This is a genomic window from Synechococcus sp. H55.2 (genome assembly GCF_047462495.1).
Lineage (GTDB): Bacteria > Cyanobacteriota > Cyanobacteriia > Thermostichales > Thermostichaceae > Thermostichus.
Map to the genome: position 1 here is coordinate 1 of NZ_JANSJH010000241.1, position 557 is coordinate 557.

Below are 557 nucleotides of genomic sequence, written 5' to 3' on the forward strand. Positions count from 1 at the left end.
CCTCAAAAGAAGAGGTGGGAAACTTGCTCACTGCCCACCAGCATACCCTAGCCGTAGGGATTGATAGTCGGGACCACCGAAAGCCTGCGCCAGTCTTGGGGAATCGCCTGGGGTTGATCCCAGAGAGGGCTTTGAGTTATCCAAAGGGCATCCCTGCACCTTATGGACTGTGGGCCATGTCGTCTCTACCCCCAATCGCATGGGAAAAACTGCCAGGCGCGAGGCTTTGGAACTGGCTCAGCTCATTCCCCCCAACCTTTGATCGCCTCCAACTTTGGCCTGGGCAGCAAGGTGGTGGTGAAAGCCCCCAAGTGGCTGTACGTGCCCAGGGTGAGATCCCGGAGATTGGCTTGTTCCTGGAGATGTGGCGCGGACAAACAGCCGAGACCCAAGCCAACTGGTTGCAGCGGTGGACTGCCGACGGGAATTTGCTCCTATGGGGAATTGAACAAGTAGAGCAGGAGCGGCAGCAGCAGCCCTTGCCCAAGCCCGTCGGGAACAACAGCGCCTAGCCGCAAAATTGCGGGAGTTGGGCGTCGATCCTGAGGCAATCGACT

Annotated in this window: 1 protein-coding gene; it reads left to right on the plus strand. The window is 58.5% G+C overall.

The features are described 5' to 3' along the window. Positions 1-311: 311 nt before the first annotated feature. On the plus strand, positions 312-512 hold the full coding sequence (locus tag NW844_RS13130) for a hypothetical protein (RefSeq protein ID WP_414336280.1): 201 nt from the start codon (positions 312-314) through the stop codon (positions 510-512). The last annotated feature ends 45 nt before the right edge of the window (positions 513-557 follow it).